Annotated in this window: 13 protein-coding genes; 2 read left to right on the top strand and 11 right to left on the bottom strand. The window is 61.6% G+C overall.

Annotation, left to right across the window (positions count from 1 at the left end; all coding sequences use genetic code 11):
• Positions 1 to 132 precede the first annotated feature (132 nt).
• The 8 genes from V9L13_RS18220 to V9L13_RS18185 form a co-directional block, all read right to left on the bottom strand.
• Complete coding sequence (locus V9L13_RS18220; RefSeq protein ID WP_338800171.1) at positions 133 to 762, bottom strand: glutathione S-transferase; 630 nt, start codon at positions 760 to 762, stop codon at positions 133 to 135.
• Between the two features lie 193 nt (positions 763 to 955).
• Positions 956 to 1,135, bottom strand: a complete 180-nt coding sequence (locus V9L13_RS18215) for a hypothetical protein (protein WP_338800170.1) — start codon at positions 1,133 to 1,135, stop codon at positions 956 to 958.
• Positions 1,132 to 2,256, bottom strand: coding sequence for a PepSY domain-containing protein (locus V9L13_RS18210; RefSeq protein WP_338800169.1), 1,125 nt, complete (start codon positions 2,254 to 2,256; stop codon positions 1,132 to 1,134). Before V9L13_RS18210 ends, V9L13_RS18215 begins: the two co-directional genes overlap by 4 nt.
• 75 nt (positions 2,257 to 2,331) lie before the next feature.
• On the bottom strand, positions 2,332 to 4,758 hold the full coding sequence (locus tag V9L13_RS18205; protein ID WP_338800168.1) for a TonB-dependent siderophore receptor: 2,427 nt from the start codon (positions 4,756 to 4,758) through the stop codon (positions 2,332 to 2,334).
• 243 nt (positions 4,759 to 5,001) lie between these two features.
• Entirely contained in the window at positions 5,002 to 5,973 is a 972-nt protein-coding gene (locus V9L13_RS18200) for a FecR family protein (protein WP_338800167.1), read from the bottom strand.
• Positions 5,970 to 6,488, bottom strand: coding sequence for an RNA polymerase sigma factor (locus tag V9L13_RS18195; RefSeq protein ID WP_226500998.1), 519 nt, complete (start codon positions 6,486 to 6,488; stop codon positions 5,970 to 5,972). The genes V9L13_RS18200 and V9L13_RS18195 overlap by 4 nt, the downstream gene beginning before the upstream one ends.
• 206 nt (positions 6,489 to 6,694) lie before the next feature.
• Positions 6,695 to 7,402, bottom strand: coding sequence for a 3'-5' exonuclease (locus tag V9L13_RS18190; RefSeq protein WP_338800166.1), 708 nt, complete (start codon positions 7,400 to 7,402; stop codon positions 6,695 to 6,697).
• Positions 7,399 to 9,333: a DUF294 nucleotidyltransferase-like domain-containing protein gene (locus tag V9L13_RS18185; protein WP_315975171.1), complete on the bottom strand. Its 1,935-nt coding sequence runs from the start codon at positions 9,331 to 9,333 to the stop codon at positions 7,399 to 7,401. Before V9L13_RS18185 ends, V9L13_RS18190 begins: the two co-directional genes overlap by 4 nt.
• Before the next feature lie 259 nt (positions 9,334 to 9,592).
• Between V9L13_RS18185 and V9L13_RS18180 the strand changes: the two genes are divergently transcribed.
• On the top strand, positions 9,593 to 10,039 hold the full coding sequence (locus V9L13_RS18180; protein WP_007966541.1) for a response regulator: 447 nt from the start codon (positions 9,593 to 9,595) through the stop codon (positions 10,037 to 10,039).
• 239 nt (positions 10,040 to 10,278) lie between these two features.
• Here V9L13_RS18180 and V9L13_RS18175 read toward each other — a convergent pair whose 3' ends face one another.
• Positions 10,279 to 12,456 (bottom strand): malate synthase G, encoded by a 2,178-nt coding sequence (locus tag V9L13_RS18175; protein ID WP_338800165.1) that lies wholly within the window; start codon positions 12,454 to 12,456, stop codon positions 10,279 to 10,281.
• A 606-nt stretch (positions 12,457 to 13,062) separates the two neighbouring features.
• Here V9L13_RS18175 and V9L13_RS18170 point away from each other — a divergent pair.
• Positions 13,063 to 13,581, top strand: a complete 519-nt coding sequence (locus V9L13_RS18170; protein WP_003228919.1) for a glycine cleavage system protein R — start codon at positions 13,063 to 13,065, stop codon at positions 13,579 to 13,581.
• Between the two features lie 222 nt (positions 13,582 to 13,803).
• Here V9L13_RS18170 and rarD read toward each other — a convergent pair whose 3' ends face one another.
• Together rarD and V9L13_RS18160 are read right to left on the bottom strand one after the other, a co-directional pair.
• On the bottom strand, positions 13,804 to 14,691 hold the full coding sequence (gene rarD, locus V9L13_RS18165; RefSeq protein ID WP_003228916.1) for an EamA family transporter RarD: 888 nt from the start codon (positions 14,689 to 14,691) through the stop codon (positions 13,804 to 13,806).
• Between the two features lie 192 nt (positions 14,692 to 14,883).
• On the bottom strand, positions 14,884 to 15,858 hold the full coding sequence (locus tag V9L13_RS18160) for a serine/threonine protein kinase (protein ID WP_027610685.1): 975 nt from the start codon (positions 15,856 to 15,858) through the stop codon (positions 14,884 to 14,886).
• Between the last annotated feature and the right edge of the window lie 52 nt (positions 15,859 to 15,910).

Here is a 15,910-nt window from a genome sequence, read left to right as displayed (position 1 = left end):
GACGCGGATTGTCGGGTTTCTGCCTGTGGAAACGAGTTGGTGCCTTCGCGAGCAAGCCCGCTCCCACAGGAGTACGCATTCCAATGTGGGAGCGGGCTTGCTCGCGAAGAGGCCGGAACAGGCGCCGCAGCCTTAAGGCTTGGGCATCGTGGCAACCATGGACGGTCGCTGGCTCACGTCGAAATACCAGTTGGCCAGTTGCGGATTGGCGCTGCGCCAGTCCAGATCCGGATGACGCAGATCGATGTAACCCAGTGCACAAGCGACGCTGATCGCCGCCACGTCGAAGTGGCTGGTCAGCTCGGCGATGGCGTCACTTTCCAGATAGGCCAGGGCGCGACGAATCTTGTCGCGCTGGGCGTCGAGCCATTCATCCCAATGCTTTTCCGGGGCGCGCAGCACCAGTTCGTAACGCACCATCACCGAGGCGTCCATGATCCCGTCAGCCATCGACGCCAGGGTCAGACGCCGCCAGCGGGCCGCACCTTCGCGGGGGATCAGCGGATTGCCGACGTGCTGCTGGTCGAGGTATTCGAGGATCACGCGGCTGTCATGGATGACGCTGCCGTCGGACAGACGCAGGGCCGGAATCTTGCCCAGCGGGTTGTCGGCGTTGAGCGTAGCGTCCGGGCTGACCGGGGTGAGGACGCAGTCTTGCAGAGCGACGCGATCCTGCTGGCCGGTCTCGTGCAGCAGCACCATCACTTTGCGCACGAACGGGGAAAGCGTGTTGTGGAACAGGGTCATGCTGGGGGCGGACATTGGCAAACCTCGGTGGTCATCGAAGAGCAGGAGGTTAGCCTAGTCAGATACAGAGCGGCTGGCGAGGGATTTGCTGGTGTTCATCAGGCCGCCTTCGCGAGCAAGCCCGCTCCCACACTGGATCTGTTTCGTTCACAAATCCCCTGTGGGAGCGGGCTTGCTCGCGAAGAGGCCCTGTCAGGCAGCACAAAAATCACCCACGCTGCAGCAAGCCTCTTACGGCCAGAAACGCCGGCACACCCAGCCCGACCCAGCTCAACGCATCCCAGATTCCATCCCCCAACAACGCCGCGAACAACCCCGCCGCACTCAGCAGCGCAATCACCAGCGGGGTGCTGAACACTTTCCAGAAATTCGTCTGACGCGGCTTCATGCAGCAGCCTCCGTCGTCAGCGGTTTCGCCGCTTTACGCCGCGCCACCCAGAGGTACACGCCGCTGCCGAGGACGATGATGGTCAGCACGTCGAGGGTCGCCCAGAGGATTTTCATCGGCATGCCGCCGTAGTCGCCGAAGTGCAGCGGCTGTGACATGCCCATGGCGTCCATGTACCACGGGCGTTCACCGACGGCGGTGACTTGCAGGGTGCTGGCATCGATCAGTACCGGCGTCAGCAGGTGCGAGGTCAGGTGCGTGCCGCCCTTCATGAAGACTGAATAATGGTGCTCGCTGGAAAACCGCGTGCCGGGGAAAGCGATGAAATCCGGGTTCATGCCCGGCGCCACGTCGCGGGCGATGTCCAGCAGGCGGGTGGCCGGGGCCAGTCGGGTCAGCGGCGGGGCATCGCGGTAGGGCGCGACCATGGCGGTCAGCGTGTCATTGCGCCACGCGGCGATGATCAGGTCGGCGCAGGCGCTGATCACTCCGGTGACGCCCACCACCAGCGCCCAGGTCAGGGTGACGATGCCGATCAGGTTGTGCAGATCGAGCCAGCGTAGGCGGGTGGACTTGTCCTGACGCACGGTGCCGAACTGCAAACGGCGCATGAATGGCAGATACAGCACAGTGCCGGAAATGATCGCGACCACAAACAGCACGCCCATGAATGCCAGCAGCAACTTGCCTGGCAACCCGGCGAACATGTCGACGTGCAGGCGCAGGATGAACAGCATCAGGCCGCCATTGGCCGACGGGGTTTCCAGCGCTTCACCGGTACGCGCATCGAGCATGAAGGTGTGCGAAGAGTTCGGTTCGGTGCCGGCGGTTTTCGCCATGATCGTCAGCACGGCGTTGGGCTCGTCGTCTTCGAAACCGAAGTACTGCACCACTTCACCGGGGCGATGTTTTTCTGCGGCGTCGACCAGTTGCGCCAGATTCAGGCGCGGCGTGTCGGCGGGCATCTCGCGCACTTGCGGCGCATCGCCGAGCAAATGCTCGATCTCGTGATGGAAAATCAGCGGCAGGCCGGTCAATGCCAACAGCAGCAGAAACACGGTGCAGATCAGGCTGGTCCAGGTGTGGATGAACGACCAGCGGCGGATGGTTTTACTTTTCATTTCGTGACCTTCAAAAACACCAAAGCCGTCCCCGCAGGGACGGCCTGATGACAGGACCGGTTGGCACTCAGTCGCTTACCACTTGTAGGTGGCGCTGGCGACGACGCTGCGCTGGTCGCCGTAGTAGCAGTAGAAGCCGTCGCAGGTGGAGATGTAGTCCTTGTCGAACAGGTTGGTCGCGTTGACCGCGACCGACGCACCTTTGAGGCTGTTGTCCAGACGCCCGAGGTCGTAATGCACGGAGGCATCGAACACGGTGTAGGCATTGGCCTTGCCCAGCCAGGTGTTGCCCTGATCGCCATAGGTGTTGCCGGTATAACGCACGCCACCGCCGATACCGAAGCCGTCGAGCACGCCGCTGTGCCAGGTGTAATCAGTCCACAGCGATGCTTGCTGGTTCGGCATCAGTTGCAGGCGGTTGCCTTTGTAGTCGCCTTTCTGCACTTCGGACTTGGCCAGGGTGTAGGCGGCAATTACCTTCAGGTTATCGGTGACGTCCGAGGTCGCCTCCAGTTCCAGGCCTTTGACTTTCACTTCGCCGGTCTGGCTGGTGATCGGGGTGTTGCCGACGGTGGTGGTGACCGCGACGTTTTTCTGCGTCAGGTCATACACGGCGGCGGTCAGCAGGGTCTTGCTGCCCGGTGGCTGGTACTTGACGCCCATTTCCCATTGCTTGCCTTCGGTCGGTTTCAGCGAACCGGTGGAGGAGGCGTCGGCGCCGGTGGTTGGCTGGAAGGATTCGGCGTAGGAAATGTACGGGACGAAGCCCGAGTCGAACACGTAGCTGAGCGCTGCGTTACCGCTGAAGTTCTTGTCGCGCTGGGTGTTGGTCGCGTCGGCCTTGTTGAAGAACGTGGTGCCGGTGTGGACCCAGTCTTCACGACCGCCCAGCGTCAGGCGCCATTGGTCGAGGGCCATCTGATCCTGCACGTAGAGGCCGGTCTGGTAGGTCTTCTGGTCGTAGTCGTAATACGCCGTCGAGCGATCCGGACGAACGATCGGCTGGCCGTAGATCGGGTTCAGCACGTTGGTTTTCAGGCCGTCACCGTAGATCGACAGGTAGTTGGTGTTGCTGCGCTGGTGATCCAGCCCCAACAGCACGGTGTGGCGAATGTCACCGGTGGCGAAGTCGGCCTGGAAGTTGTTGTCCACCGCGAACTGGCTGATGTCTTCATCAACGCTGGTGCTGGTGCGCCCGACGTTACCTTGATCGTCCACCATGGTGTACGGGTAAGAACCGACGGTCAGGGCCTGGAACGACAGGTCCGACTTGGTGTAACGCAGGTTCTGCTTGAACTGCCAGACATCGTTCAGCCGGTGTTCGAAGGCATAACCGAGCGCGTAGTAAGTGCGGTCGTAGTATTCCCAATCCGGATCGCCGAGATTTTTGTGGTGCGAGACGCTACCGAACGGCATGTCGATCTTGGTGCCCTGCACCGGCAGGAACTGGCTGGTAATACCGGTATCGTCGCGGGTGAATTGGCTCAGCAGGGTGAACTTGGTGTCGTCGTCGATGTTCCAGGTCAGGCTCGGCGCGATGTTGTAGCGCTTGTTGTCGATGTGGTCGATCTGGGTGCCGCTGTCACGCACCACGCCGCTGATGCCGTAGAGGAACTGGCCGGCGTCGTCGATCTTGCCGGTGCTGGCGAAGTTGATCTGACGGTGGTTGTCGCTGCCGTACTGCAACTGGATTTCGCTGCTGGCGTCGCTGCTCGGGCGCCGGCTGACCATGTCCAGCAGGCCGCCCGGCGGGGTCTGGCCGTAGACGGAAGAGGCCGGGCCACGCAGCAGGGCAAGGCGATCGAGGTTCCAGGTTTCCTGTTTCGGGTTGGCGTACACGCCTTTTGGCAAGGGCAGGCCGTCGAGGAACTGGGTCGGCTCGAAACCGCGCACGCGCAGCCAGTCGGCGCGGGTGTCGCTGCCGTAGCTGCTGGCGGTGATGCCTGGCATGTAGCGCACGGCGTCATCGAGGCTGTGCACGCTGCGGTCGTCCATCTGCTGACGGGTGGCGACCGAGATCGAGCGCGGTGCTTCGACCAGCGCGGTGTCGGTCTTGGTGCCAGCGGCGGTGCGGGTGGCGGTGTAGCCTTCGACCGGGCCCCAGGCGGTTTCCAGGTTTTCCACGCCGATGACTGCGGTTTCCGGCAGCGCCAGTGTCCCTTCCGGCACCGCCACCAGGGTGTAAGTGCCGGTGCTGCTTTGTTCCAGTTGCAGACCGGTGCCACGCAGGGCAGCACGCAGCGCACCGGCGGCATCGTATTGGCCGCTGACCGGCGCGGAGGTCTTGCCCGCCGCCAGCGACGGATTCAGTGACAGCGCGAGGCCGCCCTGGCTGGCGATCTGGTTCAGGGTGGTCGACAGCGGCGCCGCCGGGAGGTTGTAGGCGCGTACGCTGGAGGCCTGTTCGGCAGCGAGCAACGGGCTGCCGATCAGCGGCGCGCTGAGGGCGATGGCGACGGCCAGCAGACTGGGGCGCAGCAAGGTGTCTAGCGAACGGGACATGCGAAGGCTCCTGAATGGAAATATTTCTCAATTGCCTGTGTGCCGGACGAGAATTGAAAAGTGATAGGGCTGGATGAAAATAATTTCGATTAACTGGGAGTGGGGCTGCTGAAGGAGTGGGCAGAGCCTTTTCCAGGGTGCTACCGATGGCCCATTCGCGAGCAGGCTCGCTCCCACAGGTGAACGCATTCCAATGTGGGAGCGAGCCTGCTCGCGAAAGCAATTTGTCAGGCACTCGATAATTCAGGGCTTGGTATCAGCCTTCGCCACCGTGACCCAATACGGCGTGTGCTGCTCGATCTGCACCGGCAGGGTCGGCAGCAGGGCGCTCAGGGCCTTGTCGGTGTCGTGCAGCGGGAAGCTGCCGGTAATGCGCAGGTCAGCGACTTCCGGCGCCACGCCCAGATATCCGCGGCGATAACGAGCCAGTTCATGCACCAGGTCTGCGAGCCGCGCGTTGTCTACCACGAGCATGCCGCGGGTCCAGGCATCGGCGCCGGGCGTGAGCGCAGCGACCGTGTCGAGGCCGTCGTTGCGAATCAGCACTTGCTGGCCTTCGCGCAGGATCTGCTCTTCGGGGTGACTTTGCGGATGCACGGCCACCGCCGATTGCAGGACGCTCAGGCGCGTGCCTTGGTCTTCACGCTTGACCAGAAACCGCGTGCCCAGCGCGCGCATGCTGCCTTCGCGGGTTTCGACGATGAACGGTCGCGTATCGCCGTGACCGGTCTCGACCATGATCTCGCCTTCCTGCAACACGATCAGCCGCTGCCTGGCATCGAAACGCACATCCACCGCGCTGTGGGTGTTGAGGTTGAGCACGGTGCCATCGGCCAGCCGCACCGTACGCTGCTCGCCGGTGGCGGTGCGTTGATCGGCGAGCCAGTAATCCAGCGGCAAGTAGCGATCACCGGCAAACAACGCCAGACCGACGAGCGCCACCACGCTGGCCAATCCGCTGCCGAGCTTGCGCACGCGCCGCCGAATGCCTTCGCGCGATTGCAGCAGGGCCGCGCGGGCCGGGCCATTGGCGACGCTGAAGCGCTGATCGAGCATGCCCAACTGCCGCCAGGCGCGGGCGTGTTCTTCATTCGCTGCATGCCATTTGGCGAACTCCTCGCGCTCCAGCGGACTGCCGGAATCCAGCGACAACTGCCAGGCAATCGCCGCATCCAGCACCTGCGCGGAGACCGGTTTGGAGCTGGCCGGGCTCATGTCGGCTCACCGTACAGGGCGATGTAGCACTGGCGGATGCCCTGCGCGAGGTACTGCCGCACACGCGGCACGGAGACGCCAAGCTTCGCGGCGATTTCAGCATGGCCGAGGCCGTCGAGGCGGTTATAAAGGAAGGCGGCGCGGGCCTTGGTCGACAGCTTGCCGAGCAAGCGGTCGATAGCCTTGAGGTCTTCGAGGATCAGTTGCTGCTCTTCGACCGAGGGTTGTTCGCCTTCGGGGATCAGCATCAGCTCGGCGAGGTAGGCCTGCTCCAGTGCGGCGCGGCGGAAGTAGTCGAACAGCAGGCCCTTGGCGATCGCCACCAGAAACGCCCGGGGTTCGCGCGGCGTCAGCAACTCATCGCGACCGAGCAGACGGACGAAGGTGTCCTGACTCAGGTCTTCGGCCCGTTGCGGGCAAGCCACATTGCGCCGCAGCCAGCTCAGCAGCCAACCGCGATGGTCACGATACAACGCACCGACGAGTTCACTGTGAGGGCTTGGGACTGACGACACCAGACGCACCGATTGGGAAATGTTAACCAACGAGAATTGTTCGCGATTCTCGCAGAGGTGGGAATGGTTAGCAATTGGCCACTGGTCGGGTGGTATCAGCAGGACCGCGTCATCGTTCTTCGCGAGCAAGCCCGCTCCCACAGGGGAATGCGTTCCAGGGTGGGAGCGGGCTTGCTCGCGAAGGGGCCGGAACAGGCGCCGAAAATCTACAAGGAAGGCGCCTGCTGTCGGCGCTTCCACTGACTCAAGCGTTGCTGCAGATTCAGCGGACTATGAATCTGCTGCTGTCGCGCGCGGCTGAACAGAATCAACGCCAGCTCTGCCGTGGCCAGCGCATCGGCACTCGCGTTGTGCCGCTCGAACACCTCCAGCCTGAACCAGTCGATCCATTCGTCCAGCCCGGCCTCGCGGATATTCGCCTGCGGACACAGCAGCGGCGCCATGTCCGCGACATCCAGAAACACATTCTGCAGCTTGTAACCCAGGTGTTCCCGCAGCGCGCGCCCAAGCATGTGCTGATCGAAGGGCGCATGAAACGCCAGCACCGGGCTGTCATCGATAAATTCCATAAGCTCCAGCAACGCCTCGGCCGGGTCGCTGCCGGCGGCAATCGCGTTCGGCCCCAAGCCATGGATCAACACGCTCGGGCTGAGCTTCAGCTCCCGACATTGCAGAGTGCGCTCGAACTGCTGACTGAAGTCGATCGCGCCGTCTTCGATGACCACCGCGCCGATCGACAGCACGCGATCCTTGTTCAGGTTCAGCCCGGTAGTTTCCAGATCGAGCACCACCCAGCGCTGTTCGCGCAGGCTGCATTCTTTCAGTTCGCTGATCGCCGGCAGTTTTGCCAGACGTTGTTGCAGGTCTGCCGACAGCAGGGGGCTGGCCGGCCGCAGCCACGAGAACAGGCTCATAGCTGATACCGCAGGGCCAGGCTGCTTTGCAGGCGCTGCGCCTGGCGCAGGGATTCACGCAGGATGCGCCGGTCCAGATGATTGAGGCTGTCGGGATCGACCCGGTTCGACCATGGCAGATTTTCCCGCGTCTGGATCTGGTGTTGCTGCATGCGCGTCTGCTGGATGAAATGATAGGCCTCTTCATACGCGGCGCCGTCGAGACGTTCGATCACCTCTTTTTCAACCAGTTGGCGCAAGCGTTCGAGGGTGTTGTTGGTTTCGATGCCATTGGCCAGGGCCAACAGGCGTGCGCCGTCGACGAAGGGCGTCAGGCCCTGAACCTTGAGGTCTAGGGTGGCTTTCTCGCCGTTTTTGCGCGCCAGCACAAACTCGCGGAAACGCCCCACTGGCGGACGATTACGCAGGGCATTCTCGGCCAGCATGCGCTGGAACAGACGGTTGTCGCCGACCTGATCGAGAATCCCCCGGCGCAGTTGCGCGCAGCCTTTTTCGTCACCCCAGACCACTCGCAGGTCGAAATAGATGCTCGAACCGAGCAGGTTCTCCGGCGTTGCCTCGCGGATGAACGCCGCAAAGCGCCGCGCCCATTCCGCCCGCGACAGACACAGTTCGGGGTTGCCGGCCATGATGTTGCCCTTGCACAGACTGAAGCCGCACTGCGCCAGGCTCTGGTTGATCTGCTGGGCGATTGGCAGCAGCTTGCCGCGAATCTCCGCCGCGTGTGCCGCGTCCCGCGCTTCGAACAGAATGCCGTTGTCCTGATCGGTGTGCAGCGTCTGTTCGCGCCGGCCTTCGCTGCCGAAACACAGCCAACTGAACGGCACGCCGGGGTCGCCTTTTTCGGCGAGGGTCAGTTCGATCACCCGGCACACGGTGTGGTCGTTGAGCAGGGTGATGATGTGGGTGATCTGCGTCGAAGACGCACCGTGGGCGAGCATGCGTTCGACCAGTTGGCCGATCTCGCCGCGCAGGCTCACCAGTTGCTCGATGCGCTGGGCACTGCGGATGGTCCGGGCCAGGTGCACCAGGTCGACCCGTTGCAGCGAGAACAGGTCGCGCTCGGAAACCACGCCACACAGACGCTGATCCTTGACCAGACAAACGTGGGCGATGTGCCGTTCGGTCATGGCAATCGCCGCGTCGAATGCGCTGTGATCGGGCGACAGAAAGAACGGCGAACAGGTCATGTGTCGCTCGATGGTTTCGCTGAAATCACCACTGCCATTGGCGACCACTTCGCGCAGATCGCGCAGGGTGAAAATCCCCAGCGGCGCCTTGTGTTCATCCACCGCGACGATGCTGCCGACCTGTTGCTCGTGCATCAGCTTCACCGCTTCGCGCAGTGGCGTGTCCAGGCTGCAGGTCACCGGATGGCGCATCGCCAATTCGCCGAGGCGGGTGTTCAGCGAGTACTGGGTGCCGAGGGTTTCCACGGCTTTCTGCTGGACTTGCTGGTTGACCTGATCGAGCAGGCTGCTGACCCCGCGCAAAGCGAAATCACGGAAGCTGTTGGACAGGGCGAACAGTTTGATGAACGCCGGTTTGTTCAGTTGCAGGCAGAAGGTGTCTTCGCTGGCCAGATGCTCGGTGCGGGTCGCCCGTTCGCCAATCAGCGCGGCCAGCGGGAAGCATTCCCCGGTGGTGATCTCGAAGGTGGTTTCGGTGCCGGGCCGGGTGATGTGCTGGCGTTCGCCGACCACGCGACCCTGTTTGACGATGTAGAAATATTCGACCGGCCCGTCGGCGGGTTTGATGATGCTCTCACCCTGGCCATAGAAACGCAGCTGACATTGTTCCACCAGATAAGCCAGGTGCGCGTGTTCCATCTGATTGAAGGGCGGGAAGCGCTGAAGGAATTGCAGGGTGCCCTGAATGTTCTGCAACACCGCGGTTTTCCCTGCCTGGGTGAAGGCGTCCGCTTTACTCATAACCATTACCGCAGTCTTTTTTGAATTGTTGTTGTCGGATCGTTGCAGCCATGGTCGGCCCCTGCGCGCGGGGTGCCCATTGGACGTAAGTCTAGGTTTGCGCTGCCGTTCGGCACATTTGGGAAGTGCCCTACAAAAACAGTCGGAAATTCTCCCGCCAGCCTCTTGGAAAAAAATCCGACGAAGTGCACATTGAAGCTCTGCTTAGCGATGTCTGACGACTGTGCCAGGTGACTGAATTGAAAACGTAGAGAATCCCATGTCCGACCACGATATTTTGAGCGACGCCGAGCGTGAAGCGCTCAGTGCTGTAATGCTCGAACCCGATCTGCCGCCGCAGCGTGTACTGATCGTCGATGACGACAAGGACGCCCGGGAGCTTTTGTCGGAGATACTCGCGTTGGATGGCATTCATTGCATGACCGCCGCCAGCGGCGAAACCGCGCTGAAGATGCTCGCGGAAAAACCCTCGATTGGCCTGGTGATCACTGATTTGCGCATGGGCAACGTCGGTGGTCTGGACTTGATTCGGCAGGTGCGCGAGTCGGTAAGGGCAGCGATGCCGATCATCATTGTTTCCGGCGACGCGGATGTGAAGGACGCCATCGCGGCGATGCATTTGAGCGTGGTGGATTTTCTGCTCAAGCCGATTGATACGGCGAAGTTGCTTGGCTTGGTCAAACACGAATTGGGCATTGATCCGTAATCGTGTTTAGCCGCTACCCTTGTGGCGAGAGCTTGCTCCCGCTGGGCTGCGAAGCGGCCCCAAATCCTGCATCCACATTAATCCTGACACATCGCCTTCGCTGAATTTACGACGGCTGCGCCGCCGAGCGGGAGCAAGCTCCCTCGCCACAGGGATTACTGCCTGCCTGGGAGTTCAGTCCAAACGAAAAAGCCCTGATCGCAAGATCAGGGCTTTTTCATGTCCGGCTTCAGCGCTAGTTACAGGCCGTTGGCCTTCTTGAACTCGCGACGACGACGGTGCAGTACCGGCTCGGTGTAGCCGTTCGGCTGTTTGGTGCCTTCGATCACCAGTTCGACCGCCGCCTGGAAGGCGATGTTGCTGTCGAAGTTCGGTGCCAGCGGACGGTACAGCGGGTCGTTGGCGTTCTGACGGTCGACCACCGGCGCCATGCGCTTGAGGCTTTCCATCACTTGCGCTTCGGTGACGATACCGTGGCGCAGCCAGTTGGCGATGTGCTGGCTGGAGATCCGCAGCGTTGCACGGTCTTCCATCAGGCCGACGTCATTGATGTCCGGCACCTTCGAACAACCCACGCCCTGGTCGATCCAGCGCACCACGTAACCGAGAATGCCCTGGGCGTTGTTGTCCAGTTCGTTCTTGATCTGTTCCGGCGTCCAGCTTGGGTTGACCGCCAGCGGAATGGTCAGGATGTCGTCCACCGAAGCACGGGCACGCTTGGCCAGTTCGGCCTGACGGGCGAACACGTCGACCTTGTGGTAATGCAGCGCGTGCAGCGCAGCCGCGGTCGGCGATGGCACCCAGGCGGTGTTGGCACCGGCCAGCGGGTGAGCGATTTTCTGTTCGAGCATCGCCGCCATCAGATCGGGCATCGCCCACATGCCTTTACCGATTTGCGCACGACCTTGCAGGCCGGTGCTCAGACCGATATCGACGTTCCAGTTTTCGTAGGCGCCGATCCACTTCTCGGCCTTCATGTCGGCTTTGCGCACCATCGGGCCGGCTTCCATGGAAGTGTGGATTTCGTCGCCGGTACGGTCGAGGAAACCGGTGTTGATGAACACCACGCGCTCGCTGGCAGCCTTGATGCAGGCCTTGAGGTTGACCGTGGTGCGGCGCTCCTCGTCCATGATCCCGACTTTCAGGGTGTTGCGCTTGAGGCCCAGCACATCTTCGATGCGACCGAACAACTCGTTGGTGAACGCCGCTTCTTCCGGGCCGTGCATCTTCGGTTTGACGATGTAGACCGAGCCGGTGCGGGTGTTCTTGCGCGAGGTGTTGCCGTTGAGGTTGTGCATCGCCGCCAGGCACGTCACCAGACCGTCGAGGATGCCTTCCGGCACTTCGTTGCCGTCCTTGTCCAGGATGGCGTCGATGGTCATCAGGTGACCGACGTTACGCACGAACAGCAGCGAGCGACCGTGCAGGGTCAGTTCACTGCCATCGACCTTGGTGTAGGTGCGATCCGGGTTCATGGTGCGGGTGAAGGTCTGGCCGCCCTTGGCGACTTCTTCGGACAGGTCGCCCTTCATCAGGCCGAGCCAGTTGCGGTAGATCACCACTTTGTCGTCGGCATCGACGGCGGCCACGGAGTCTTCGCAGTCCATGATGGTGGTCAGTGCCGCTTCCATCAGGATGTCTTTGACGCCGGCGGCATCGGTCTGGCCGACCGGGGTGCTGGCGTCGATCTGGATTTCGAAATGCAGGCCGTGGTTCTTCAGCAGGATCGCGATCGGGGCATTGGCATCGCCCTGGAAGCCGATCAGTTGTGCATCGTTGCGCAGGCCAGTGTTGCTGCCGCCCTTGAGGGTGACCAGCAGTTTGCCGTCAACGATCTTGTAAGCCGTCGAATCGACGTGGGAACCGGCAGCCAGGGGCGCCGCTTCGTCGAGGAACGCACGGGCGAAGGCGATGACTTTATCGCCACGCACCTTGTTGTAGCCTTTGCCTTTTTCCGCACCACCTTCTTCGCTGATTGCGTCGGTGCCGTAGAGGGCGTCGTACAGCGAACCCCAGCGGGCGTTCGAGGCGTTGAGGGCAAAGCGGGCGTTCATCACCGGCACCACGAGTTGCGGGCCGGCGGTACGGGCGATTTCATCATCGACATTTTGCGTCGTTGCCTGGAAATCAGCCGCTTCTGGCAGCAGATAACCGATTTCTTGCAGGAAGGCTTTGTAAGCCACGGCGTCGTGCGCCTGGCCGGCATGTTCCTGGTGCCAGGCATCAAGGCGAGCCTGGAAGTCATCGCGTTTGGCGAGTAGGGCTTTGTTCTTCGGCGCCAGGTCATGAATGACCTTGTCGGCACCTTCCCAGAATTTTTCGGCGGTGAGGCCGGTACCGGGAATGGCTTCGTTGTTCACGAAGTCGAACAGGACTTTGGCGACCTGCAGGCCACCGACTTGAACGTGTTCAGTCATTGCTTGCCTCACTCTGCTCAGCTATTTCGCTTTTCAGCTCTTCAATTTGACAATGAAGCCTCTGGCCATTTAAACCACAAACCTTCCGACCAGTACATGCCATTGCTGGCGGCTGGGCTGGGACCAATCAACGGCTTGGGGGCCTTGCTGACGGGGCTTTCAAGGTTGCGAACGTGCCTTGGGCAGACATCGATCCAGCGTTATGTAGTGCGCGCCGAGGCATACTACATGATGCGTTGCGCTTGTGAAAATCAGACTAATTACGTCGTTCTGCGACCTCATGACGCATTGCGGTCACGTCGCGGAACGGGATGTTCTCAAAAAACCATCGGATTGTTCCAGCTAAATATAAAAAGTTGTACACATAAATCCTGTGTGGCTTCCATTCAGCTTCGCTGAGCCTGCATTTGTGGCGAGGGAGCTTGCTCCCGCTCGGGTGCGATGCACCCGCAAAAGCTATTACTGACTGGAGAGGGCGTCCTGCGGCCGCCAGCGGGAGCAAGCTCCCTCGCCACAGGTGTTGTTCACTTGAGCATGGCGGCTGAATGTCGGTGCTTGCCTATACTTGCCTTTCTATAACAAAAGTCATGACAAGAGGGCGGCGCCATGGACCATCTCGTACTCACTGTGTTTGCCCCGGACAAGCCCGGGCAGGTCGAGCGCATCGCCCAATGCATCGCCGAGCACGGCGGCAACTGGCTGGAAAGCCGCATGTCACGGATGGCCGGGCAGTTCGCCGGGATTCTGCGGGTGGGCGTACCGGCGGAGGCTTACGACGAATTAGTCGATGCCTTACAAGCACTGGCGGCACAGGGCATTCGCGTGCTGATCGCCGAGAGTGGCATCGAGCAGTCCTGCACCTGGAAACCGATCGCCATGGAGCTGGTGGGCAATGACCGCCCGGGCATCGTGCGCGACATCACCCGGTTGCTCAGCGAGCAGGGGGTGAACCTCGAACGGCTGGTGACCGAAGTGCGCCCGGCACCGATGAGCAGCGAGCCTTTGTTTCACGCCGAAGCGATTTTGGCGGTGCCGCTGACCCTGTCGCTGGACGTGCTGCAATCGCGGCTGGAAACCCTGGCCGATGATCTGATGGTCGAACTGGTGTTACGCACAGACCTTTAAGCGCCGCCGGGTTATCCAGTTTTAACGTGCACCTGCCTGTGGATAACCTGTAGAGACCGGGCGCAACGCCACGTCGGTCGTGGCTTGCCGGGAACTGATCAAAAAACCGCCAGCATTCAGTGACTTGCGCACAAACGGCGGGGATCACGCTGTGGATAACCTTGGGAAGGAACGTTGCAGGCCACGAGAACCGTGGCCTGCGAAGCTTTGTGCGTTTTTTGATCAGCTGCGTCGGCGCAAACTGATCACCGCATCGACGCTGTAAACGGCCAGACCGGCCCAGATGAAGATGAACGCGATCAGCGTGCTCGACGACAAATGCTCACCAAACAGCAGCACCGCCTGCAGCAGTACCAGCGTTGGCGCCAGGTATTGCAGGAAGCCGATGGTGGTGTAGGGCAAGTGCCGGGTAGCGGCGTTGAAGCACACCAGCGGCACCAGCGTGACCGGGCCGGCAGCCACCAGCCACCAGGCTTGGGAGGTGGTCCAGAATTCCGGTTGTGCGCTGGTCGCGGTCTGGTTGAACAGTAACCAGGCGAAGGCGATCGGCACCAGCATCCACGTTTCCACCACCAGCCCCGGCAAGGCCTTGACTGGCGCCTGTTTGCGGATCAAACCGTAGAAACCGAAGGTCAGCGCCAGCACCAGCGACACCCACGGCAGGCTGCCGACCTGCCACACCTGCTGCGCCACGCCGATGGCCGCCAGGCCCACCGCGACCCACTGCATGCGCCGCAGACGTTCACCGAGAATCAGCATCCCCAGCAGCACGTTGACCAGCGGGTTGATGTAGTAACCGAGGCTCGCCTCGAGCATGCGTCCGTTGTTCACCGACCACACGTATGTCAGCCAGTTGGCCGCAATCAAGGTGCCACTCAAGGCCAGAATCGCCAGACGTTTCGGGTTGTCGAGCAACTCACGCAACCAACCGGGATGCTTCCACACCATCAGCAGCAAGGCGCCGAACAGCGCCGACCACAGCACGCGGTGAATGATGATCTCGACAGCGGGAACTTCGGCGATGGCTTTGAAGTAGATCGGGAACAGGCCCCAGATGATGTAGGCACTCAGGCCCAGAATGTACCCGCGACGCGGGTTGGCGGCTTGCATGCAGAATCCTTGCTTAGGCAGCTGACAAAGCAGGGATTGTAAGGAGATTTGGTGGCGAATGAGTTTTGAATTTGTGAACACTGGCCAAATGTGGGAGCGGGCTTGCTCGCGAATGCGGTGTATCAGCAGCAGAATAATTGCCTGACACACCGCCTTCGGGAGCAAGCCCCTCCCACAATGGTTTGTGGTGAATCAGAACAGTTTCAGGGGTTCTTCATTCAGCGCCGAAAGCTGTTCGCGCAACGCCAACACCTGATCGCCCCAATAACGTTCGGTGCCGAACCACGGAAAGCTGTGCGGGAACGCCGGGTCGTCCCAGCGCCGCGCCAGCCAGGCGCTGTAGTGCATCAGGCGCAGGGCGCGCAGCGGTTCGATCAGCGCCAGTTCGCGCGGATCGAAGTCGTGGAATTCGTTGTAGCCGTCCATCAGTTCCGACAGTTGCCCGAGGCATTCCTGACGGTCGCCGGCGAGCATCATCCAGATGTCCTGCACGGCCGGGCCCATGCGGCAGTCGTCGAGGTCGACGATGTGGAACATTTCATCGCGGCACATCATGTTGCCGGGGTGGCAGTCGCCGTGCATGCGGATGTTCTGGTGCGGCGTGGCGGCGTAGACGTCTTCGACACGCTTGAGCAAGTCGCGGGCCACGGACTCGTAGGCTGGCAGCAGGCTCTTGGGGATGAAGTTGCCTTCAAGCAACGTCGCCAGCGAGGCATGGCCGAAGTTCTGCACGCCGAGTGCTTCACGGTGTTCGAACGGCTTGGTCGCGCCGACCGCATGAATGCGCCCGAGCAACTGGCCGAGGCGGTATAGCTGATCAAGGTTGCCCGGCTCCGGCGCGCGACCGCCACGACGGGGGAACAGGGTGAAGCGGAAACCCGCGTGTTCGTGCAGGGTCTGGCCGTTGTGGATCAGCGGCGCCACCACCGGGATTTCGACGTCGGCCAGTTCGAAGGTGAACTGGTGTTCTTCGAGGATGGCTTCGTTGGTCCAGCGCTGCGGACGATAGAACTTGGCGATCAGCGGTTCGGAGTCTTCGATACCGACCTGGTAGACGCGGTTCTCATAGCTGTTGAGCGCGAGGATGCGCGCATCACTGAGAAACCCGATGCTTTCAACGGCATCGAGTACAAGGTCGGGGGTGAGGGTTTCAAACGGGTGGGCCATGCTGACTCCTGCGCGCAGCAGGCTGCCGCGTCCGGCCCAGCATGGTAGCGCA

Origin of the sequence: Pseudomonas sp. RSB 5.4, from assembly GCF_037126175.1 — a bacterium.
Taxonomy (GTDB): Bacteria; Pseudomonadota; Gammaproteobacteria; order Pseudomonadales; family Pseudomonadaceae; genus Aquipseudomonas; species Aquipseudomonas fluorescens_H.
Note: the sequence above shows the minus strand (reverse complement) of the source record. Positions and strands in the feature narration are given on the sequence as shown.

Bases quoted from the DNA above. Each gene is read 5' to 3' on its own strand.
- rarD (WP_003228916.1), bottom strand. From the start codon at position 14,691: ATGCAAGCCGCCAACCCGCGTCGCGGGTACATTCTGGGCCTGAGTGCC.
- V9L13_RS18175 (WP_338800165.1), bottom strand. From the start codon at position 12,456: ATGACTGAACACGTTCAAGTCGGTGGCCTGCAGGTCGCCAAAGTCCTG.
- V9L13_RS18210 (WP_338800169.1), bottom strand. From the start codon at position 2,256: ATGAAAAGTAAAACCATCCGCCGCTGGTCGTTCATCCACACCTGGACC.
- V9L13_RS18200 (WP_338800167.1), bottom strand. From the start codon at position 5,973: ATGAGCCCGGCCAGCTCCAAACCGGTCTCCGCGCAGGTGCTGGATGCG.
- V9L13_RS18220 (WP_338800171.1), bottom strand. From the start codon at position 762: ATGTCCGCCCCCAGCATGACCCTGTTCCACAACACGCTTTCCCCGTTC.
- V9L13_RS18170 (WP_003228919.1), top strand. From the start codon at position 13,063: ATGGACCATCTCGTACTCACTGTGTTTGCCCCGGACAAGCCCGGGCAG.
- V9L13_RS18190 (WP_338800166.1), bottom strand. From the start codon at position 7,402: ATGAGCCTGTTCTCGTGGCTGCGGCCGGCCAGCCCCCTGCTGTCGGCA.
- V9L13_RS18180 (WP_007966541.1), top strand. From the start codon at position 9,593: ATGTCCGACCACGATATTTTGAGCGACGCCGAGCGTGAAGCGCTCAGT.
- V9L13_RS18185 (WP_315975171.1), bottom strand. From the start codon at position 9,333: ATGAGTAAAGCGGACGCCTTCACCCAGGCAGGGAAAACCGCGGTGTTG.
- V9L13_RS18205 (WP_338800168.1), bottom strand. From the start codon at position 4,758: ATGTCCCGTTCGCTAGACACCTTGCTGCGCCCCAGTCTGCTGGCCGTC.
- V9L13_RS18215 (WP_338800170.1), bottom strand. From the start codon at position 1,135: ATGAAGCCGCGTCAGACGAATTTCTGGAAAGTGTTCAGCACCCCGCTG.
- V9L13_RS18160 (WP_027610685.1), bottom strand. From the start codon at position 15,858: ATGGCCCACCCGTTTGAAACCCTCACCCCCGACCTTGTACTCGATGCC.